The 23,131-nt window shown below is 34.5% G+C and carries 18 protein-coding genes, 1 riboswitch and 2 other annotated features; of the genes, 4 read left to right on the forward strand and 14 right to left on the reverse strand.

The genetic code is table 11. The annotated features are described in order from the left end of the window. Window positions 1–33 precede the first annotated feature (33 nt). The 3 genes from tenA to V1503_RS05575 all read right to left on the reverse strand — a co-directional run bounded on the left by tenA (window position 34) and on the right by V1503_RS05575 (window position 3,346). Window positions 34–717 carry a thiaminase II gene (tenA, locus tag V1503_RS05565; protein WP_410625457.1) on the reverse strand — a complete coding sequence of 228 codons (684 nt, stop codon included), beginning with the start codon at window positions 715–717 and terminating at the stop codon, window positions 34–36. 252 nt (window positions 718–969) lie between these two features. Beyond that, window positions 970–1,076, reverse strand: a riboswitch (TPP riboswitch). A 107-nt stretch (window positions 1,077–1,183) separates the two neighbouring features. Continuing rightward, window positions 1,184–2,470, reverse strand: a complete 1,287-nt coding sequence (locus V1503_RS05570; RefSeq protein ID WP_410625459.1) for a purine/pyrimidine permease — start codon at window positions 2,468–2,470, stop codon at window positions 1,184–1,186. Window positions 2,471–2,986: 516 nt separating this feature from the next. Further along, window positions 2,987–3,346 carry a hypothetical protein gene (locus V1503_RS05575; protein ID WP_214483473.1) on the reverse strand — a complete coding sequence of 120 codons (360 nt, stop codon included), beginning with the start codon at window positions 3,344–3,346 and terminating at the stop codon, window positions 2,987–2,989. A 253-nt stretch (window positions 3,347–3,599) separates the two neighbouring features. After that, window positions 3,600–3,825 (forward strand) — a binding site (T-box leader). Window positions 3,826–3,985: 160 nt separating this feature from the next. On the opposite strand from V1503_RS05575, the gene proS reads away from it, so the two are divergent. Continuing rightward, on the forward strand, window positions 3,986–5,422 hold the full coding sequence (gene proS, locus V1503_RS05580) for a proline--tRNA ligase (RefSeq protein WP_410625462.1): 1,437 nt from the start codon (window positions 3,986–3,988) through the stop codon (window positions 5,420–5,422). 52 nt (window positions 5,423–5,474) lie between these two features. On the opposite strand, the gene V1503_RS05585 is transcribed toward proS, so the two are convergent. The 4 genes from V1503_RS05585 to V1503_RS05600 all read right to left on the reverse strand — a co-directional run bounded on the left by V1503_RS05585 (window position 5,475) and on the right by V1503_RS05600 (window position 10,859). Further along, complete coding sequence (locus V1503_RS05585) at window positions 5,475–6,056, reverse strand: YhcN/YlaJ family sporulation lipoprotein (RefSeq protein ID WP_214483471.1); 582 nt, start codon at window positions 6,054–6,056, stop codon at window positions 5,475–5,477. Window positions 6,057–6,155: 99 nt separating this feature from the next. Next, window positions 6,156–7,784, reverse strand: a complete 1,629-nt coding sequence (gene metG / locus V1503_RS05590) for a methionine--tRNA ligase (protein ID WP_410625465.1) — start codon at window positions 7,782–7,784, stop codon at window positions 6,156–6,158. 132 nt (window positions 7,785–7,916) lie between these two features. Further along, window positions 7,917–8,199 (reverse strand) — a binding site (T-box leader). A gap of 66 nt (window positions 8,200–8,265) precedes the next feature. Continuing rightward, a complete protein-coding gene (locus V1503_RS05595; protein ID WP_410625467.1) occupies window positions 8,266–9,750 on the reverse strand; it encodes a methyl-accepting chemotaxis protein in 1,485 nt (494 codons plus the stop codon). Window positions 9,751–9,947: 197 nt separating this feature from the next. Then, complete coding sequence (locus V1503_RS05600) at window positions 9,948–10,859, reverse strand: LysR family transcriptional regulator (protein WP_410625469.1); 912 nt, start codon at window positions 10,857–10,859, stop codon at window positions 9,948–9,950. A 112-nt stretch (window positions 10,860–10,971) separates the two neighbouring features. Between V1503_RS05600 and V1503_RS05605 the strand changes: the two genes are divergently transcribed. Continuing rightward, entirely contained in the window at window positions 10,972–12,066 is a 1,095-nt protein-coding gene (locus V1503_RS05605; protein WP_410625471.1) for a citrate/2-methylcitrate synthase, read from the forward strand. Window positions 12,067–12,141: 75 nt separating this feature from the next. On the opposite strand, the gene V1503_RS05610 is transcribed toward V1503_RS05605, so the two are convergent. Further along, a complete protein-coding gene (locus V1503_RS05610; RefSeq protein ID WP_320258783.1) occupies window positions 12,142–13,338 on the reverse strand; it encodes a chromate transporter in 1,197 nt (398 codons plus the stop codon). A gap of 695 nt (window positions 13,339–14,033) precedes the next feature. On the opposite strand from V1503_RS05610, the gene V1503_RS05615 reads away from it, so the two are divergent. Beyond that, on the forward strand, window positions 14,034–14,774 hold the full coding sequence (locus V1503_RS05615) for a hypothetical protein (protein ID WP_410625474.1): 741 nt from the start codon (window positions 14,034–14,036) through the stop codon (window positions 14,772–14,774). A gap of 78 nt (window positions 14,775–14,852) precedes the next feature. Here the strand turns inward: V1503_RS05615 and V1503_RS05620 are convergent, their stop codons facing one another. From V1503_RS05620 to V1503_RS05640, 5 genes are all read right to left on the reverse strand, one after another. Then, window positions 14,853–17,399, reverse strand: a complete 2,547-nt coding sequence (locus V1503_RS05620; RefSeq protein ID WP_410625476.1) for a bifunctional 2',3'-cyclic-nucleotide 2'-phosphodiesterase/3'-nucleotidase — start codon at window positions 17,397–17,399, stop codon at window positions 14,853–14,855. A 344-nt stretch (window positions 17,400–17,743) separates the two neighbouring features. Beyond that, window positions 17,744–18,046, reverse strand: a complete 303-nt coding sequence (locus tag V1503_RS05625; protein ID WP_320258786.1) for a hypothetical protein — start codon at window positions 18,044–18,046, stop codon at window positions 17,744–17,746. A gap of 37 nt (window positions 18,047–18,083) precedes the next feature. Continuing rightward, a complete protein-coding gene (locus tag V1503_RS05630; protein ID WP_214483546.1) occupies window positions 18,084–18,410 on the reverse strand; it encodes a hypothetical protein in 327 nt (108 codons plus the stop codon). 502 nt (window positions 18,411–18,912) lie between these two features. Next, on the reverse strand, window positions 18,913–19,143 hold the full coding sequence (locus tag V1503_RS05635; RefSeq protein WP_214483548.1) for a hypothetical protein: 231 nt from the start codon (window positions 19,141–19,143) through the stop codon (window positions 18,913–18,915). Window positions 19,144–19,183: 40 nt separating this feature from the next. Beyond that, entirely contained in the window at window positions 19,184–19,420 is a 237-nt protein-coding gene (locus V1503_RS05640) for a hypothetical protein (RefSeq protein WP_214483549.1), read from the reverse strand. Window positions 19,421–19,652: 232 nt separating this feature from the next. Here V1503_RS05640 and V1503_RS05645 point away from each other — a divergent pair, with 232 nt between their 5' ends. After that, the gene (locus tag V1503_RS05645) at window positions 19,653–22,298 is read left to right on the forward strand and encodes a calcium-translocating P-type ATPase, PMCA-type (RefSeq protein ID WP_410625480.1); all 2,646 of its coding nucleotides are present in this window, start codon (window positions 19,653–19,655) and stop codon (window positions 22,296–22,298) included. A gap of 76 nt (window positions 22,299–22,374) precedes the next feature. Here the strand turns inward: V1503_RS05645 and V1503_RS05650 are convergent, their stop codons facing one another. After that, a complete protein-coding gene (locus V1503_RS05650; RefSeq protein WP_320258787.1) occupies window positions 22,375–22,806 on the reverse strand; it encodes a hypothetical protein in 432 nt (143 codons plus the stop codon). Between the last annotated feature and the right edge of the window lie 325 nt (window positions 22,807–23,131).

Below are 23,131 nucleotides of genomic sequence, written 5' to 3' on the forward strand. Positions count from 1 at the left end.
CCTCACAAAATTTTTCAACCTGACTAGCATGCTTTATTTGGATGTTGACATTGCTGAAATAGGCCAGGTTTCTTGTGTATATGCCATCTCCCAAAACATTAGTTCATATTGACTACTAATGATAAAGTGCTCCTGCATTCTTTCTCTATCAGCTTCTGTTACTTGATCAGCAATGTCATCAAGCAAATCGATGACTTCTTCAACTAATTTGCGGAACCAATCACCACCATATGTTTGAATCCATTGTTGGTATATAGGTTCAGTTGGATTTGCATGAACGAGCTGCTCTCCAATCTCATAATATAACCAGTAGCATGGTAACAAAGCAGCGATTGTGTCTCCTATATGCCCAGTATGTGCTGCACGATACATATGAGAAGTGTATGCGTATGCTGTTGGAGCTGGTTTAAAATTAGCTTTTTCTTCTTCGGTGATACCTAGCTGAACCATAAAGTCCTTATGAAGAGATAATTCAGCTTCATTCGTACCGATCGCATGAGATGCCATTTGGCTCACTATTTTTAGATCAGTTGCTTGTGCTGCTGCTAATGTTTGCACTCTTGCAAAATGACTTAAGTAATAAGAATCTTGTAGAACATAATAGCGAAAGCGGTCCAATGATAATGTCCCATCTGCAAGCTCTTTCACAAATGGATGATCAAAGCTCCTCTGCCAAATTTGGTCTGCTTCTTCTCTAATTTTTTTGGAAAACTTCATGATAAATTCCACCCTTCTTTTATAACATTCGCTTCACTAAGAGTAAGGCACCCTAATGATAAAAAGATGAAGTGGAAAATTTCTTGACAGCATATTGCCTATCCTTGTCTTTGTTTTCGATCATAACAAAACATCATTATAATAAATAGTAAAAGTTCATGAATAAATAGCTTTGTTATAAAGGCATTAGAAAACAAAAACCACTCTACAATAGAGTGGAATTAGACGAATTGGAAAATGTGATCCAATATGTTTGTCATCAATCCACTTCCCTACGCTAGCATTAACTAGATCAGGTATAAGGGTTAAGGCAGCAAAGCCCCTCTCAGCAAACGTGATTTGCACCCCTAGTGGTAAGCGATATTTAATTTCACATACAACCTTACTATACTTTTATTATTTCCACAAGCAAAAGATTCCTACATACTCACTTCAATATTTTCCCTTTTATCCAATGTGATATAAATTAATATGACACGGAAGTTTGTTTTTTTATCACTTGATCTAAAGTAATACATATAACTGTGCCTACTACTAATCCGTTATTTATTATTGGTCTTAACATGGATGGAAGTTCATTTATTGCTTGTCCAGGGATAAACAATAAACCAATGCCAACCAATAATGAAAGCCCAATAATAAAATATTCTCTATCTCCTAATTGTGTAGATTGGTAATCTTTTAATGCTAAACCAATCATGATAGTAAATGGGTAAAATAAAATTGCATAGCCAACTGGTTCGGGAATCATAGCAGCATATGTAGTAAACATCGGGAAGAAACTAAGTAAAATGATAAATACATTTCCTAAAATAAATGGTAAGCGATTAATAATTTTGGTCATTGCAATAAATCCAGCTGATCCAGAAATCGGTACACTACCAATTGCAGAAAAAATACCACCTAACCACTGGTTTATCCCCATAACAAAGCTTGCTTTATTGTAGTTTACAGCTTCATAATTTTTTGTATGTTCTTGTAGCTCTTTTTCTACAACATAAATCGAGGCAAGCATATTTGTTAATAATAGTAAGCCTATCATAATGGAAGTAATAATCATCCCGCTATTCAATTGTGGCATTCCCCAAGCAAAAATCTGTGGTACTGAAATACCACTTGTGGTCGGCGGAATACTTTTTCCTAGCCGAAGCACAGCAAACAGAAGTGATCCAATGAGTAAACTAAGTAAAACAGAATATCTTCGAATAAACGGAACACGACTTTTTGCCAATAATATCGTTATAACTAAAACACAAACCGCAGGAACAGCGACCGAAAAATCTACTGAATCTTGTTTATACCCTACACCAAAAATACCGTTCATAAACGAACCACTTAGTTGTGCAACTAACAATAATAAATAAGTTCCTGTGACAATTGGAGTAAACAGTTTCTTCAAGAGATCGATCAATTTAAAAAGAGCTAATAAGATAAATAAAACTCCGCTTAGTATCATCCCCATTTCAAGCTGTTGTAAACCCTCATATGTCCCAAGATTTCCAGCTTCAACGATACTCGCATAAACGATAAACACACCCCACCATAACCCTGCGGGACCTTCCATAATCGGTAAACGATGACCTAATACTGCTTGTAATAGACCTGAAAGACCTAAAACGAATAATGTTCTTTGTAGTAATGTAGCGATTTCTGCTTGGGGTAACCCAAAGGAATTTCCAATAACTATAGGAGCCACAACACTTGTTGTAATTATAAAAATCATCCATTGCATTGATGAAAATAATAACCTCATAAAAAACCTCCATCCTATCATATATATTCAATTCAGGAAATTGTTACTATAATTCTTTATATTAACATACATTCAATTTGCCCCAATACATGGAATCTCCTAAATGATAAGTGCAATATTTCTAACTTTAAAAAGAAATAATAAAATAGCTAACCAATTGAGGTTAGCGTTATAAACTATGATATGGATTTTTCTATTATCATACATATGGTCATATATTTTAGCATGTTGTAGTTCGTAATAAGAGCAAAATACGAATATACTAACGTTCGGAGACTTCCTTAGACTATAACAAATAAACCCCAGTTCACGTGAATAAAAGCAACAAAGTTTACGAAATGTCCCTTTCGTAAACTTTGTTGCTATTTTTACTAACAATGGACAGTATGAAGAGTCTTATGAAACCTCAATAATTATAAAAGTAGAAAAGATACCTCGAACGCTAAATATATATATACGTCCTTACATATTAGAACGAAATGCTTACGAAAACAGTCTTACGATAAAAGCCTATATTTAAGGTGTCTTATCTTTATTTACTTTTGCTCCATAGGCTGTTACATATATAAGTGGAATGATTATTTGGGCAAAAGGTTCTGGTTTGCTAAATAAGGCAGAGAGGAATCCGAAATTACTGCTATCGTAGTTCGGCTTTTGTTCATAGTTATTCAGATCATTAGACCTAAACAGTGGAGTAAGCAAATATAGATTTCTCGCATTAGTATTTTCAATTATACCCTCAAAAATTTTTCCATACTTCGTTACAACCTTCACTTGCTCGTTTAATAGTTCATTCGCAAAAACAGCAGCTTCCGTTTTATTTACAGGATGATACCATTTTTCTTCTATGAAGGTTTGGTCTATATTATTTGTCACATTACACCATCACCTTAATTTTTTACAATTATCTTATGCAGCCAAGATCAAAAGTTACTCTTGACATAAGGTGAAAAAGAAAATATAGTATATGTTAATTTATTAAGGCTCTTTTCGAAAATATTGTTGCCTCACCAAGTTAGCATAGTAAGAAGAGGTTTAATACGTTTGACATCGTTTTTCAATAGAAAAGATGTCAAAGTGTTTATCACTTAATACAATAACAACAATTAATGCGAAAACAGCTTTTATATTGTAAACGTTGATAAGGACTAGTAAAACATTATGTGCTTTTTTAGAGAGGAAATTATTTGCTGCGAGATTTCTAAAGTACATGTTTGAACCTACCTTTGAGTACTGTATCGAGTGATTATGATCATGAAGGTACAAGCGGATTGTAACCGTTATCAAATACAAGGGTGTTTACTACACGTAGTAAACAAACTAGGGTGGTACCGCCGAAAACCTCGGTCCCTTTTTGGGATTAGAGGTTTTTTATTTTGTTGTTATCATCTCATCGACTGTATTTTATTAATTCGTTACAACTAGCTTTCACGGCAGCTTGCTATTCTAATTTAATTACAGTATAACAAAATTAATGAAACCAGCTGATAAGGCATTTTAGGAAGGTGGAGTATAATGAGTAAAGAAAAAAAATTTGTTGAAGAAATAACATCAATGGATGAGGATTTTGCGCAATGGTATACAGATATTGTTAAGAAAGCTGATTTAATCGATTACTCATCTGTCCGTGGTTCAATGATAATTCGTCCATATGGCTATGCTATATGGGAAAATATTCGTCATATTTTAGACTCAAAAATAAAGGAAACAGGTCATGAAAATGTGTACATGCCATTATTTATACCAGAAAAGCTACTGCAAAAGGAAAAAGATCATATTGAAGGGTTTGCACCTGAAGTAGCGTGGGTTACACATGGAGGCTCTGAAGAATTAGCTGAAAAGCTATGTGTCCGACCAACGTCAGAAGTATTGTTTTGTGAGCATTATGCAAATATCATACACTCATATCGCGACCTACCAAAATTATATAATCAGTGGAGTAACGTCGTACGTTGGGAAAAAACTACGAGGCCTTTTCTCAGATCACTTGAGTTCCTTTGGCAAGAAGGTCACACTGCTCATGCAACAGATGAGGAGGCACATGAAGAAACCCGAAAAATGCTGGATGTATATACTGAAGTATGTGAACAATTCCTAGCTATACCAGTCATTAAAGGTCAAAAAACGGAAAAAGAAAAATTTGCTGGAGCTAAATTCACGTATACAATAGAAAGTCTTATGCATGATGGCAAGGCGTTACAAACTGGAACATCACATCATCTTGGTGACAGCTTTGCAAAAGCATTTGGCATTCAATATACAGATCAAAGTGGAGAATTACAATACGTTCATCAAACTTCATGGGGAATAACTACGCGTTTAATTGGTGCCCTTATCATGGTCCATGGTGATGATAGAGGGCTAGTGTTACCACCTAATATTGCGCCAACACAAGTAATGATTGTACCTATTGCACAGCATAAAGAAGGTGTACTAGATAAGGCTTATGAAATGAAGGAATCACTTTCCTCTGACATTCGAATTGACATCGATGCTAGCGATAAAAAGCCAGGCTGGAAATTTAATGAACACGAAATGAAAGGGATACCTCTACGTCTTGAAATCGGCCCCAAGGATATTGAGAATAAACAAGTTGTTCTTGCAAGAAGAGATACGGGAGAAAAAGAAAAGGTACCAATGGAGAACTTAGCTACTACTATTTCAGAAAAATTAATACAAATACAAGATCATTTATATCATAAGGCACTTTTAAATCGTCAATCTAAAACAACTACTGTGGAAAACATGGTGCAATTTGAAAACTTTTTTAGTACTAACAATGGATTTGTTAAGGCCATGTGGTGTGGTAAGCAATCCTGTGAAGAAAAAATTAAAGAGCAGACTGGTGCAACTTCTAGATGTATCCCATTTGAACAAGACAAGATTTCAGCAACATGTGTATGTTGTAATAACGAGGCAAAACAAATGGTCTATTGGGCAAAGGCATATTAACAATTTTAGGTGCTGGAAAATGATCATTCCAGCACCTATTAAGTCTTATTTTTTATCGAGCGGTTGGAAATACTCTTCTAACTGTTTCGTTAAAATCTGTAAAAAATCCTTCTACTGGTTCACCTCTATTTATCCTGTTACCATAATCAGTCATACGATTAATGAAATCAGGATTTGTCGACACATAAACATTATCAATGTTTTTATCTTGAGCTCTAACCTTATCAGCTATACGGCTTTCCAGCTTTTTCGTTGTAGTCCCTGTTGTATTGTCATTTAATGTTGCTGCTACATAAGCATTATTGTTAGTAACAATAACATTGGCTCTTCTTACCTCTTTCATTGCAGTGATGCGATCTGCTGCGTCTTGTGCCACTTCCATACGTGTTTCATTTGCAGTATTTGTACGATTGTTTGCATTATTAACACGCATTCTATCGTAGGTCACATTACGATTAGCAAGATTTCCTTCGTATGCTATATTACGCCTAACTGCGCGGTTTTCATTATAAGTGACATTTCGTAAAGTGTTATTATCCCTAACATCTATTGCTTCTTCATTAGGTGCAGTATTACAAGCAAATAATAAAGGAACCGATAGCATCGCTACCGATAATAGCTTCAGCTGTTTCAATAATATCAACTCCTTGAGAGTGAAATAAACTTACACCCTTAGAGTTGGCAAAATCAATTGCTCACATGCCTGTCAGTTATTGTTAAACATCTCGTACACTTATCGTTCCTGTAAACTAGCCACTTCTTCATCAATTTGGTTAACATCAATACGATCAAACAATGCTGTTACTTGATCAAGTTTACCTTGTTGAATTTCCGTATAAGCCCATGAGTTATGGTCTAATTGCAACATTTCTGAAATTTTCTTACATGAAAACGGCAAAAATGGTTGTAATAATACTGATAAGTTTGTGATGATCTGTGTACATGTATATAATGTATGTTCACAATTTTTCTTTTCTTCTTTAATTTGAATCCAAGGTTTTTGTTCGTCAAAATACTTATTGCTATGCCGGATAAACAGGAATATATCTTCAATTGCTCGTTTAAAATAACCTTGCTCAATACATTGTCCGACATGTTGATATAAATTTTGCAGCTCATTCTTAATCGTTGAGTCAATATTACCTTCAGGCACATTTCCACCAAAGTACTTTTCGATAAACTTTAAGCTTCTATTCACAAAATTTCCAAATGCTCCTAGCAATTCACTATTATGACTATATATAAATTCTCGCCATGAAAAGTCAGTATCTCTATTTTCTGGTGCATTGATGAGTAAATAATATCTGAGTGAATCTGGATCATACCGCTCAAGTAAATCCGGTATCCATACTGCCCAGTTTTTGCTCGTTGAAATTTTTCTTTTTTCAAGCGTCATATACTCACTTGAAAAAATATAATCTGGTAAACTTTTCTCTCCAATACCTAATAATATTGCCGGCCAGATAATTGAATGAAATGGTATGTTGTCCTTACCATGTACATAATATGCGGATGTTCCTTCATTCCAGAACCTTCGCCAATCAACATTATTTTGTTTCCCCCATTGCATACTCGCAGACAAATAGCCAGTTACTGCTTCTATCCAAACGTATATTTTCTTTTCATCAAATTCTTTTAAGGGTACAGGTACACCAATTGGTAAATCTCTAGTTGCTGCACGATCTCTCAGTCCTTCTAATATATATCTCTCGGTTAATTGAACTGCATTTTCTCGCCAATTTCCTTTGTGTTTTATAGACGTAAAAAATTCTTCAATTTGCTGTTGAATTGTCGATAATGCGAAATAGAAATGTTCAGTTGACCTAATTGTGGGTGTGCTACCACAAAGCTTACATTTCTTTGCTCTTAATTCTATCGGTTCAAAAATTGCTGAACAAATCTCACATTGATCTCCTCTAGCATCACTCCCACAATTTGGACATTCCCCTTCAACATATCTATCCGGTAAAAATTGTTCATCTGTTTCACAATATACTTGTTCTTCAGACTTTTTGTACAATAAACCTTCTGCTAAAAGCTTTAAAAAAACTTGTTGAACGACCTTATGATGCTCCTGTTGATCAGTTCTAGTGTACATATTATATGAAAACCCTAGCTTGGAAAAGCAATCAACAAACTCCTTATGATACCTATTAGTAATCATAGTCGGAGTAACCTTTTCATGTTTTGCTCTAATTGAGATAGGTGTTCCGTTACAATCACTTCCAGACACATATAATACTTCTTTCCCTCTCAAACGGAAATATCTTGCTAATACATCTCCAGGTAACAAGCCAGCAATATGTCCTACATGTAATGAACCATTAGCATAAGGCCATGCCCCGCCAATAAAAATACTCATAAACAAACCTCCTACTATCACGTTATTTTGACATCTAGTTTTTTACCCCTTCGTTCTAATTGACATCCCCTTACGATAAGAGGGCAATGAATTCAGTGAAAAATAAAAAACCTCGCCCTAAAGACAAATTTGTCTAAGGACGAGGGAAAAATCTCGTGGTACCACCTTAATTCACTAATAATAACCTTTTATTATTAGCCTCAAACAGTACGGAGCAAAATAATACTCTTATACCTTGACATTGATAACAGGTGCCAAATCCCGTCACAGCCTACTAAATGGTAATTTAATGCCTCCATCGTTCAGTGTAAAGCTCAGAGACCATTGTTCAAACAATCTTTTCTTACTTCTTTTCAGCTACCGAAGCTCTCTGTTAAGAAAAAAATGCCCTACTTTTTCTCTTCATTGCCTTTAACTTACAACTTTAATCTTCCTTGTATAATATAACAAAAGAGTAGTAAAGTAAACACGTTCATTTATATTACTTTATATCAAATTGATTACGTATCATTTGCACTTTGTTATCCGTTTCGGTTAAATAATTCATAATTTTTTTATTATCACCATTTAAATGATCAATCGTTGCAGACATTTGTTGTAAACTAGCTGACGTTTGTTCAAGAAGTGCAGAAAACTCCTCTATTGAATTCTCGTCATTTACTGTTTTTAATTGAACATTTTCTGAAACTCCTGTAAGTTTTTCCATTCTGTTATATAGTTCAACCAATGAGTGATTAATTTCGTTAAAGTAAGAAGTACTACTATTCGTTGTCTCCAAACTCGTCGTTAATTTATCACTACTTTCCATGAGTTTTTCCTGAACTAAGCTGTTGCTGTCATTTATTTGTTTTAAATTATTTTCAATCTGTACGGTTGTTTGCTCAGTAACTTCAGCAAGCTTGCGGATTTCTTCAGCAACAATCGAAAAACCTCTCCCAGCATCTCCAGCTCTTGCAGCCTCTATAGATGCATTTAATGCGAGTAAATTAGTTTGTGAAGTGATTGATTTAATTGTATCAGTCAAACTATTTGAGTCATTAATTTTTTCGGTTAATATTAGAAAAGTGTCATTCATCTCAGATACGCTATTATGCAGGTTATTCATTTCATGTGCTAATTCATTCATCTTATAAGTTCCTTCTTGTGCAACCGATTGAGCATTTTCAGAATCATTCTTCACAATTTCTGATGTTTGATGAACTTCTGTGATGAGTGATCTAGTTTGCCTTAAATGATTAGCAATATCGAGAATATGATTTGTCTGTTTTTGACTACTAACAGATACTTCACTAATAGCAGTACTCATGTCATTTTGGGAAATAAGATTTTGATTTAATTGTTCATAAATTCTTTCTATATTATCAATCACTTCCTTTATGCTACCCTGTAAGGCTGTCTTTTGTTTTGTTGATTTTAGCGCTTGAGCTTCGGTTGATTCAATGTGTGCATGCAAATTTCGATACTGCCTTTCACTTAAAGTTGTGAGTACTAACAGTAACACCCCTATTAGTATATACGTCAGGAATAGCGCAGCTGATGAATCTGAATAAAATGTCATGTCTCTAGGCTCAAAATATATTATGCCGATCAAAATAATAAAACCTAGTGTATACCCAAGTACAAATAGCCTCTTTTGTAATTGTATGGCTGAAAATACAGCTGTGTAAAATGCAATGAGTAGTATAGTAATTGTTGACTTACTAATTGGTAATATAATGATAGGTGGAATAAAACATAAAATAACTGCTATGTATGCATAAATTATTTCATTTTTAAACTTTTTATAGCTGAGAAAAGTAATCGTATTTACCATGATCGTGCTAATATATAAAATAACTTTTACATTCCCACCGTCATTAACTAAAGCATTCAATAACCCACCTATGAGAGTAATTGAAAACGTCAAAAACATTAACAAATTTTTCGTTCTTACATCCTTAATTTTTAATGCTTCAACCTTTCCCATATCAATCTCTCTCCCCCTTTTTTTATGCTGTTTCTTTTCTACTATTGTTTTTTTCTCTAATCTTCAACAATTGCTCATAGCTTGCAATATAACGTAACTACAACTTTGGCGAAAATTTTACTTACTAGTAAGTAAAATATAAAGAAATAATTTTTCGAACAAGTTAATTATACCTGATTCTTTTCTGAAAATTCATTCTAACTTTCATTATTTTTATTTTTTGTATTACCGTGGTAAAAATGTATTAAACTATCTTTAAATAACAAGACTTCATCGCTTTCAGAGTGATTAACGATTAAATATGTTGCTGCTTTTGGCATGGCGAAATTTTGTATTTCGACCTCTAACAATCGACCTTCTAACGTTTCACGAATAATTGTTGACCGAGGCAGAAAAGATATACCTAGCCCCTCCTCAATAAATCTCTTCGTTACATTTACTTGAGTGACTTCCATTCTACGCATTTTAGCATACCTGTCCCTAAGTTGATGAAGAAGTCCCTCCCAATAATCCGGATGATTATGTGTGAATATTAAATAATTATTTATAATCTCTTCTATATCAAATGGTATACCTGCGTCAAAATCCCATCCATCATGAGGAATAACTAATACAACAGGATCATCAATAATTTTTGTTATTTGTAATGATGAGTCTACAACGTATTTACGAGATAAACCTATGTCAACCTCCCTATTTTTCACAGCAGTAGCAATGTCCTCTGATTCCATGACCTTTACAGCAATTTCTATTTCTCGATGTTTTTTAATAAACACTCTAAGTAAATTAGGGAGAATAGAAGCTGCTATTAATGGCGACGTAGCAATCGTTAACTTGCGATTATAACCCTGTCGCCAGCTTTCAAGTTCATCTATACCAATTTCTAAACTTTGTACGACATTTATCGCATATGGTAAAAACTTCATGCCTGTTGAAGTAAGTTCAATATTTCTTCCTTTTTTACTAAAAAGAGTAGCACCTAGAAATCTTTCTAAGTTTTGAATATGGAAAGTTACAGTTGGTTGTGCCATAAATAATTTTTCTGATGTAATACGAAAATTTTGATACTTTGCAGCTACAATAAATGTTTGGAGCCAACGAATATCCATATACTCCTCCTTTAATTAAAATTCCTTATTAATATACTTTATATTATTTAATATTCGTAATTAATGCAACGTTATAAACTATTAGTATATTAAGATTACCTAGGAGGAATGTATGTTGACAATGAACAAAGGGTTAGAAGGTGTTATCGTAGCAAATTCTGAAATTAGTTTTATTGACGGACAAAATGGGAAACTGATCTACCGTGGCTATCATGCACAGGAATTGGCAGAAAATCATTCTTATGAAGAAATTGTTTATTTGCTTCTGTATGGAGAGCTACCAACAATTGATCAATTAATACAACTACAAAACCAATTAACTGCATATCGTAACATACCAGAGGATGTTAAGAACATTATCGATAACTTACCAGTTGAAATGGATATGATGAGTGTACTACGTACTGCTATTTCGTGTTTAGGTGGACAATTAACTGATTGGCCTCCAGCTATAAATGATGCAATTAGAGTTATTGCTATGACTCCAACAATTATTACTTACCGCTATCATCGTTTGACAAATACAGATTTCATTGAAACAGATCTAACCTTAGACCATGTATCGAATTATTTATACATGTTAACAGGCGTCATACCAAAGCAGGCACATGTAAAAGCATTATCAGCATACTTTGTCCTTACAGCGGAGCATGGTATGAATGCATCAACCTTTTCTGCACGTACAATCACATCAACACAATCTGACCTTATCTCAGCAATTGTTGGTGCGATAGGAGCAATGAAAGGACCACTACATGGCGGTGCACCTACAGATGTAGTTGACATGCTTAATGAGATTAACTCAAAGCAATATGCCAACAAGTGGATAACTGAGCAACTTGAACAAGGAAAGAAAATTATGGGATTTGGCCATAGAGTGTATAAAACTCATGACCCTCGTGCATTGGCCTTAAGAAACATTGTTCAGCAACTTGTGGAGGACGATGAATGGTTTGACTTGGCGATCCATGTAGAAGAAGAAGCGATTGCTTTGCTTGAAAAACATAAGCCTGGTAGGAAGTTATATACGAATGTAGAATTTTATGCAGCAGCTGTGCTCCGGGCAGTGAAAATGCCTGTAAACCTTTATACACCAACATTTACAGCAAGTAGAATGGCAGGTTGGACGGCACATGTATTAGAACAAGCTGCAAACAATAGAATCATCCGTCCAAAAGCTCAATATATTGGACATACCCCTATTTAAAAAAGCTATCTGACCAATGTCACCATTCCCCACATTCTATGGGTAGCGGTGACATTGTCATCTAGCTCAAATCCATTATAAAATTCCTACGATGGCTCCACCTAAGGCTGCTAATATAACGACAAGCCATGCTGGAACTTTCCAATAAACGAGTAATGTAAATGCTGCTATTGCAAGTGCAAAATCCACGGGTGTAGCTATAGCACTAGTAAAAATTGGATCGTAAAGAGCAGCTAATAAAATTCCTAACACCCCTGCATTTACTCCCATTAATACAGACTGTATATAAGGGTACTTACGAATCATATCCCAGAATGGTAATGTTCCTATAATAAGTAAAAATGATGGCAAAAATATTGCAATTGTAGCTATTGTAGCACCTTTCCATCCGTTAATAATCGCACCTAAATACCCAGAAAAAGTAAATAATGGACCAGGTACTGCCTGCGCAGCTCCATACCCAGCTAAAAATGTTTCCTTAGTAATCCAACCGCTAGGAACAACTTCTCTTTCTAACATTGGTAATACAACATGACCACCACCAAAAACGAGTGATCCTACGCGATAAAACGTATCGAATATGGCAAGCGATTGACTTGCTGATAGTTGTCTAAGTATAGGAAGCCCTATTAATAACCCAAAGAATAATACCCAAGCAAAAACACCAATTTTGCGATTAATCCCAACCTTTAATTCTTTCATCGGAGTGTTTTGTTTGTTTTTATAGAGGATTAATCCCACCAACCCAGCAATTAAAATTAATGCTAGTTGACTTATGGCTGTTGGCAAAATGAGTATAAATATAGCGCTCAATATAGCTATAGATATTCTAGGTCGGTCTGGAGCTAGCTTTTTCCCCATGTTCATGATAGCCTGGGCAACAACTGCCACCGCCACAATCTTTAGCCCGTGTATCCAGCCTGCACCACCTAAGTCAAAGCTTTGATATAAATAAGCGAACAGGACGAGGGCAATGACAGATGGGAGTGTAAACCCTAACCATGAAATCACTCCACCTAGCAAGCCACCACGAATCATCCCTATCGCAATCCCCACCTGACTACTCGCTGGACCAGGAAGAAACTGACAAAGAGCAACCAAATTAGCATAGCTATGATCATCTAGCCATTTTCTTTTTTTGACATATTCATTTTGGAAAAACCCCAAATGGGCTACAGGTCCTCCAAACGAGGTGAATCCTAATAAAGAGGAGATTTTGAAAATTTCTCGTAACCTCTTCCCTTTAGATGGTTCATTGTTAAGACTATTCATAAATGTGCAACCTCCAAAAAGATATATGTATCAAATAATGTTTCAATGCCAGTTAGAATAAGGTCCTCATGCTTTTAATACTTAAATTGTTGTTTATCGTACAGCACGATATGACTAGAGTACTCTTTTAAACTTTTTTAGAGTAATTTAAAAACTGTTTTCGCATTGGTTGTTATTTTTCGTACTAAGATTTAAACATATACACAACTAGAGTTCATAGCATCTTATCTTTTCTGAAACGATAACAAACGTATAAAACATATGTTACAGACCAAATTTCGTAACAATAGCAACAAAATTATTCTTATTATGTAATAAACACGTATTCAACTAGAGTTTACGGTATCTTTTCTTCTATAAAAATGATGACCAACATATAAAGCAACTTCATTAGGTACCAATTTGTTAATAATAACAACAAATTTGAAGACAAGAATCTTACTAAAAAAAATCTATATAAACATATTATAGACTTACCTATATTAAGCTGTAGTTAAAAAAATGTAAAGATTAAATCTGCTTGTCATATATCATCCTCACTAATTTATAATATAATACATTTCTTTGTTATTGTCTGTTTTCTAGCTAATTGTAGATGCGAGCATTAAAAATATTAATGGAATATTGTGTTAAAATATAAATAAAACATATTTATCAAATAACAAGTAGTGATCTATTAAAGGGGAAATTTCCATATGAAACAAGTTTTTGCATTTGAAAAAGAGGAAAAAGTTAAAGATATTAAAGATAATGCTCATTATTTATTTAACGCTCTAAAGAATTATAGTAAAATATTAGAAGATAAATACTCGTTATCTCAGCTGCCAAAAGGTGTAGTATGGACGTCTGAAGACCTTGTTACTAGTTTTTTCTCAAATATACCGATACCAGCATTCACCAAGCAAGATGTAATATATATGACTCCAGATGTAGGCGAATGGAAGAAATTATTTATACGGCAGTTAGAAGAAAAAGATCTACCAGACATTCGTAGGTTCTATAACAATCTTTCACTAGAACATATATTAGTGATTTTAGCACACGAACTTACACATCACTCTGATTTATTTCTTGGAGATTTTAATGATGATCGTGAAGACGATTTTTGGTTTGAAGAGGGAATGTGTTTCTACATACCAAGAAAGCACTTATTAAGCGAAGAAGACTTTCAAGAAATATATCAAGTTGAAAGAGATTTAGTCAACGCATTTAGTGAGAAGTACGGCGGACATTCTATCGAAGATTTTGGATATAATTCATATGAAGGCAGTTTGGCAAGTATAATGTTTGATTATTGGAGAAGCAATATGCTAGTAAAAAATTTAGTGGAAGAGAGAGCACATGGAGATATACAACATATTTTCACCATATATCACAATTGGGATTTTGAGGGTAGAAAAATACCTTTAAGAGAATATTTCCTTAAACAATTATAATCTACTGTTTTGAACATATTATTAGTTAAACGGAAAAAAGGATGACACTGAAAAGGTCATCCTTTTTTCTATCATTTGTTATTGTTGTAATAACATATAAATAACTTTCGCTGCTTGTGCACGTGAAGCAGTATTGTTTGGACCAAAAGAACCATCTAGGTAACCGGTCATCATGCCTAACTCATTTGCTGAGGCAACATAATCTTTTGCCCAATCTCCAATGCTACTTGCATCACTATATGATAATTCTGTAGATGGCATATGTGTTGTATCCATCTTCACATTATAAGCACGTATTAACATAGCTGCAGCTTGTTCACGAGTAATTGATGAACTTGGGTCAAATATTGTTGCTGTTTTTCCTGTTACAATGCCTGCTTCAAACGCTGCAGTAATTTCTGCTGCTTGTTCAGCTGAAACATCTGTAAATGGTGATTCATTTGTAGCAGTTAAACCAAGAGAGCGTACAATTAATGATGCAAATTGAGCACGAGTGACATTTGCATTCGGGTCAAATATTGTTGCAGATTTTCCCTTGATAATTTCCATAGCTGTCAATTCATCAATGTACTGTTTCGCCCAATGATTTTCAGGTACATCAGTAAATTGTTTGCTTTCAGTATCACTGTCGTTATTGTCGTTGTTACCTTCTTGATCTCCAACTAAATCAATTGAGAATTTCGCAAAACCACTTTCAAGCGTTTCAATATGAGCGATTTTTTCTCCCTCTATATATTTTGTAGCTTCAGGAGACGTCTCAAATGTTACATTTACTTCAGAATTAATTGGTGCAAATGACCAATTCATATCAGCTGAAGGGTTAATTGTTTGTTTATCTAAAATGTAATTGATTATCGCTTGGCGGTTTTCATCCGGTGATTCAATGATAACTTTGTCAGCACTAATCCCAGGGAAATTACCACCACCAGTAGCTCGATAGTTATTTGTTACAACAATAAATTTCTGTTCACTTGAAACTTCTTTGCCTTCAAATTGTAAATTTACGATACGGCTTGCATCTGGATTAACGATATTTCCTTTATCATCATACTTTGCAGGTTGTGTTACATCGACTTGATAAGAAACACCATCAATTACGTCAAAGTTATAAGTCGGGAATGCAACATTAATTAACTCTTGCTCTTCAGTAGAAGATGCATCAATTTGATTAAATTGTCCAGCTGACATTTCTAGCCATTCTTTCACATCTTCACCATTAATAAGAAGAGCTTGTAGCGTATTAGGATATAAATACATATCTGCTACATTTTTAATCGCAATTTCTCCTGCTGGAACATCAGTGTAATAAGTCGCTCCTCCACGTCCACCAGCCTTGAAAGGTGCACCTGCTGAAAGAATTGGTAAACCCTCATATTCAGTACCTTGAACATAGTTTTCGACATACCATTTTTGTGCATTCGTTACGATTTGAATTGAAGGATCATCTTGAACGAGTGCAAAGTAGCTATTAATTGGTGCTGTTGTCGTTCCTACTGGGCTGTTAACCCAATCAATAGTTCCTTCGTGTTCCTCGTGCACTGCGTCAACAATTGATTGATCTGCATCAACTAATGGCGTATTTGATTCTTTATCATAGATAGCTTGTACAGAAGATTGTGAATCTACAACAGTCCAACTACCATCTTTCTTTTCAAGTGTGAAATCGATCAATCCCAAATGATTTCCCCAGTAACCAGGCATAACAGATGCTACACCGTTAATTTTACCAGTTTCAGCATCAACACCCTCTATGTCAGCATATGTTTCACTCGGGAAGACGGAATGAGAATGTCCAAATAGAATTGCATCAATACCTTCTACTTTACTTAATTCAAATGTTGCGTTTTCTTGCATTCCTTCATCGGTTGCTTTCCCTATGCCTGAGTGAGGGATGGCAACAATGATATCAGCACCCTTTTCTTTCATTTCTGGGACAAACTTTTCAGCAGTTTCTATGATATCCTTTGCGATGACTTTTCCTTCAAGATTTTTCTTATCCCAGTTCATAATTTGTGGAGGTGTAAATCCAATGACACCTACTTTAAGCGTATGTGTTTCGCCATCTTCATCGACTACTTCACGGTCTAAAATAAGGTATGGTGTGAAATAATTCTCATCATTTGTTGCATCACCATCTTGATCGTCAATGTATACGTTCGCATTTACATACGGAAAATTTGAACCTTTTAAGCTTGTCTCTAAAAAGTCTAAACCGTAATTAAATTCATGATTTCCAATATTACCAGCATCATAATCTAATAAGTTCATCGCTTTATATACAGGATGTGTTTCACCATCTTCAAGCACATCGACTTTTGCGACATAATCACCTAGAGGATTTCCTTGAATGAGATCCCCATTATCGAATAATAAGCTGTTTTTCGCTTCCTCACGTGCTTGCTTAATCAGTGTTGCTGTTTTTGCAAGCCCAAAGTCTTGAACCTCTGCATCTTTATAATAATCGTAGTTTACTAGATTTACGTGTATATCTGTTGTTTCCATTACTCTTAGCTTAACAATATCTTCATTTTCAGCCGCATGAGTAACAGCTGGCGCCATTTGTGGCAAAGTCATACTAAGTGCTAAAGCGGTACTAAGTGCTAGTTTTTTCTTAGATTTTTTCATCTAACGTACCTTCCCTTCTCATAATACAAATTAAATGCATATGTATTATAACAAAAAAAACAAAAAACTTGATAATAATTTTTCTTTTTACGAAAAATTAACAAGTTAGACGCAAAATCAACATATGTAAAGGAGTATTAAATAACGTACTTAAATCACTCCTCATATATTTTTACTAAAAGCTGTTTTCGTATTCATTGTTGCTTTTCGTAATAAGAGCTAAAAGCTGCGGCATCTTTTCACCTTTAAGGACTAATAATCATCTAAAATATACATCAGATGCTCTAATTTAAGTAAAAAAAGCAACATAGTTTAAGAAAGACCCTAACAAAATCAGTACAAAATTAATATTTAATAATGGAATTTCCATTTTCCGACCTTATGCTAATTCGCTTTGAAAAAGTATGAGTTGGTTGCTCATAAGATTTTGTTATCGGTAAATGTGTTTCATAACTTTCAGCAGTATAGGGTGTAAGAGTATTATTAGAGCTAGTTGGTATCATTAATTGATTTTCAGTCTTGCTTACACATAGCTCAACTTCTGTACTATCCATAGGCTGAGCTTGTTCGACAACCCGTATTTTTCCATCATTATTAAGCTTTAATGAGGAAAGATTTCTTTTATTCATGTAAACTCTCTTTTTCATCATTTTATCACCTCTATTCCTGCTTCTACATGTAAACCTACTCTTCTTTAAATGACTGTACTAAATTTTCAAGCTCTTCACGATTATGTGTAATCATGCCTTCTAAGCGGTCTACTAAACCCTGGATATCTTTATTATTAGTCGTTCCGTTAGATGAAACATGCTGGAATAATAGCACAATTGCATATGCCACAGCTGAATTATCAACATATACAAATGAATTTCCACTCTTTATAATTTTTGAGTTTCCATTTTCATTTCTAAGGTCTGCTGTTAAAAGACTTTCAATTTGCTTCGAAAATTCACTCATATATTTTGCTACAGTTTTATCAATAAGCTGCTCAACTTCTCTTTGGTTTATCACCCTTAAATCCCCCCTTTGTTTATATGTATACGAAAAGGTTTGGCTTCTTGTATAGACAGCCTCCTATTTTGCCACGAAAATATTCATGTTTTTACATATTCAATAGAATTTCATTATTTATTTTTTTCACACACTTGTTAGCAATAACCATTAAATATATTAACTATGGCTTGAATCGTAACTTTATTGATTTTAACTAAATTGATACAGCTAGCTGGAAATGTTAGTTAATGGAGATTGGTTTAAGAAGAAAAGTATCACGATCTCGCTGAATTCGAGTTTATGTCGAATACGAAAAATATAAATTGCTGTGCAGGAAGTCTTAACTGTTAATGAATCAGGTGGTGACGATCCTCTACCTGATTCATTAACTTTCTAATTGAAATGAGGTCTTTCAACTATTTCAATTCAGTTTGATGAGATGAGACTTTAGCATTTAAGCTAGTTTAAATGACCAAAGTAATATAATTACAACTATCAAACTGATCCATACATTTTCAGCTTAATCCTTGTCATCTTTTTTACCTTTTTTGCAAAACTCGATACTAGAAGCTCCGTTTTTAATCTCAATTTCATCTTTATCTAGCTGTGCTTGTGCCTGAGCTTGTAATTGCGCCTGAGCCTGAAGCTGTGCTTGTAATTGCGCTTGAAACTGTGCTTGTGCTTCTAATTGAGCTTGGAGTTGTGCCTGTAACTCAATAATCTTATTAAACACATCATCTCTACTTCCCATGCCTTCTCCCCTCCTTTATTTCTATATAAAGAACTATCAATTAAGCGTCTCCTTTGTCGCACCACCAGTCAGGTAATTCAATAGATGCAGTTCCATTTTTAACCCAAATTTTGTCTTTATCGACTTGCGCTTGTGCCTGCGCCTGAGCTTGAGCTTGGAGCTGCGCTTGAAGTTGTGCTTGAATCTCTGCTTGTAATTGTAATTGTGCCTGGAATTGCGCTTGGAGCTGAGCTAAAATCGCAAGCAACTTGTCGTAATCTTTATCTGTATATTCCATTTCTTTCCCTCCTTCTATAGCGGATTTACTTACACTACCAAGGTATGTCTATATTGAAATATAGCAACGGCATCTGTTCTATATAAAATAAAATGGTCAAAATCATTATTTTTAATAGACATTATAGTTTTTAATTTTTACATTTTATTGAATTTTGTTATTTTTAGCATGAATAGTTTATGCTATCGGAGAATATGTACAAAGGTATTTTCTATTCGAGAGGATGGTTTGCGTGTGGTATGCAAAAGAAGTGAATGACATCGCTACTGAGTTAGACACAAATCTTGATTCAGGGCTATCTAGTATTGAAGCTAAACAACGACTAGAACGTAATGGGCCAAATGAATTTAAAGAGCAACAAGAATCAACTTTGTTGCAGTTGTTATGGGGACAAATTAATAGTGCTTTAATCTATATTCTACTAGCTGCAGCTATCGTTTCATTTATCGTCGGGGAGATTAGTGATGCAATCGTCATTTTTATTGTCATCGGTATCAATGCAGTAATTGGAATTATTCAAGAATATAAGGCAGAAAAAGCATTGGAAGAATTAAAAAAAATGTCAACACCTAAAGCGATTGTGAAACGTGACGGCATCATTCAAGAAATCCCTTCCAAAAACATTGTTACAGGAGACATTGTCGTTATAGATACAGGACGTTACATTCCTGCAGATGTTAGGTTTTTCGAAACTGTAAACTTAAAGGTTGAAGAGTCTGCTCTAACAGGAGAGTCCCTTCAAGTTGAAAAAAACTCAGCGTGTTTAAGTACTAATAATATTCCACTTTCAATTCAACAAAATATGGGATTTATGTCTACTCTTTCTACTTACGGAAGGGGATTAGGTATCGTAATAGGTACTGGCATGGATACAGAGATAGGCAAAATTGCTAGCTTATTAAGAGAGCAAAAAAAGTCGTTAACTCCCTTGCAGAAAAAATTAGATGAGCTTGGAAAACTACTAGGTTTTGCAGCAATTATCATTTCTATGCTCGTTTTTCTTATAGGTTTTTTTCAAGAAAGAAATGTAACAGAGATCTTTCTAATAGCTGTAAGCTTAGCCGTGGCAGCTATACCAGAAGGCTTACCTGCAATTGTAACGATTGTTCTAGCTCTTGGCGTTCAAAGACTAATTAAAAAGAATGCGATTGTAAGAAAACTTCCTGCAGTAGAAACATTAGGATCTGTTAGTGTCATATGTTCAGATAAAACTGGCACATTAACTCAAAATAAAATGACGGTTACTAAAACTTTTATTAATGGGAAATACATAGACTGGTCGGACTTGAATGTTCAATCAAAGTCCTCAAATATGTTAATAAAAGTCATGCTATTATGTAACGATGCATCATTATATGAGAAAGAACAAATAGGTGACCCTACTGAAGTAGCACTCCTTGCAGCAGGAATAAATTTCAAGTATTTAAAAGCTGATTTTGATCATCGTTTTAAACGATTATACGAAATACCATTTGACTCTGACCGAAAATTGATGACAACAGTGCATCATGTTAATGAAGATGTTCTTATGTTGACAAAAGGGGCTCTTGAGAGCATCCTTCCGAAATCAACTAATATCTTAATTGATGATCAGATTTGTACTATGTCAAATGATAACCGAGACGATATTCTTGAACAAGCTAAAGAAATGGCGAACGCTTCTCTACGCGTATTAGCCTTTGCTTATAAAATGATAACGAATGAGAAGAAATATGATGAAATTCAAGAAGATCAATTTATATTTATTGGACTCGTAGGTATGATTGATCCTCCGCGTTTAGATGTCAAAGAATCAATTGAGCTTTGTAAAAAAGCAGGCGTAAAGCTAGTGATGATAACTGGAGATAACCATAAGACTGCGTTAGCTATATCAAAACAATTAGGAATAGCTGAACATGAATACGAAACAATGACAGGTCAAGAGCTCGATAAGTTAACAGCGTTGCAATTAAAATCGCGCATATTAGACACTAAAGTGTTTGCTCGTGTTTCGCCTGAACATAAAGTGCGTATCGTTGATGCACTTAGATCTAATGGTAATATTGTAGCAATGACTGGAGATGGAGTTAACGATGCACCTTCACTCAAAAAAGCTGATGTAGGTGTAGCGATGGGGATAACGGGTACAGATGTAGCAAAAGGAGCATCGGATATTATTTTAACTGACGATCGCTTTTCAACAATTGTATCAGCAGTTAAAGAAGGTAGGAATATATATTTAAATATTAAAAAGTCGATCCTTTATTTGCTGTCGTGTAATTTAGGGGAAATTGTGGCGCTCGTTTTTGGTATTCTAATGGGTTGGCCAGCCCCTTTAACTGCCATCCATATTCTATGGGTAAACTTAATTACCGACACTCTTCCAGCAATTGCTCTTGGCTTTGAAAAAGGGAATGCTGATGTTATGAATCACAAACCTAGAGATCCGAAACAACGAATCATAACAAATAAGGAAATTAGATACACATTACTTAATGGATTGGTTATAGGTATTGCTACATTAATTGCCTTTTCAATAGGATTAAACGGTGAAGTAAGTTTTCTTACAGAGCAATCACAATCATCAGCTGAATCAATTATTCGCGCACAAACGATGGCATTTCTGACATTAAGCTTTGCTCAGCTTTTCCATTCTTTTAATTTAAAACATGAGAAAGAAACGATCTTTCAAAAAGGATTTTTCTTAAATAAATATTTAATAGGAGCTTTTATCGTCGGGTTCGGAATACAAGTTCTATTAGTCAATATACCTTTTTTCCATCCATTCATTAACCTTACTTACCTATCACTAGAGCAATGGTTTATCGTTATTGTCATTTCTATCATACCAATTATTGTTAACGAAATTAGCAAGTTATTAATAAACAAGTATCTTTAGACTCCCTTAGGAAATAATGAAAAAGCTCCCTGATGGTGATGTCAGGGAGTTTTGATTGATTATTTTATTCTAATATTTACGTATTAATAAGCTTCTTTAACCATTCATCAAATTCTTCTCTCGTTTTCTTTTCACCATCTACATACATATCGATCGTTTCCTCTTTATAGAAAAAGTAAATTTTATAATGCTTATCATTATGTTTCCCTTGAAACAGCATTACATTATAATCATCGCTCTCAAATGTCCATGCTGGACCTTCAAATTTGTTCGTAAACAAATCATATAAGCCCTCGTCATTTGGAGCTTTAAATTTTGCCATTTGCATCTTCATTTTTTCTTCTAAATTTTCCATATCCTTACTCGGCTGTTCTTCAGCTTTCTTGGTACCTTTTGATTCAGCTATAATGACTTCATCAGTCATTTTCGCAAAAGTCCCTTCATGAAATAAAAAGCCACCACCTAGTAAAGACATTACAAACATACTAACAACGACCATATTTATCATGCTGGCTACCCTCCTAATTGTATACATTAGTTTAAATTCCCGTTGTTATTATTCACAATTACCATCATAGTATTCACTTAGACAAATATAAGATTAGCTGACTAGTAGATAGCTTTTTAACCTTCTTGAAGAATTGGCTTATTTCCTCGTGCCGTTAGCATGAGTGGAGCTAGAAGCTCAAACGCGCTGCTGTCTTCTCCGACATGCTCTAATGAAGGCACTATTCGCCTTCGGGTGTGTCGATGAGACTTAATAATATGAATCATGAAGGTCGATGCTTTGCCTGAGCATACACATGAAAATGCCTTAAATAATGCCGCAACAG

The organism is Nanhaiella sioensis (genome assembly GCF_046557775.1).
In the GTDB taxonomy this organism is placed as follows: domain Bacteria; phylum Bacillota; class Bacilli; order Bacillales; family SM2101; genus Nanhaiella; species Nanhaiella sioensis.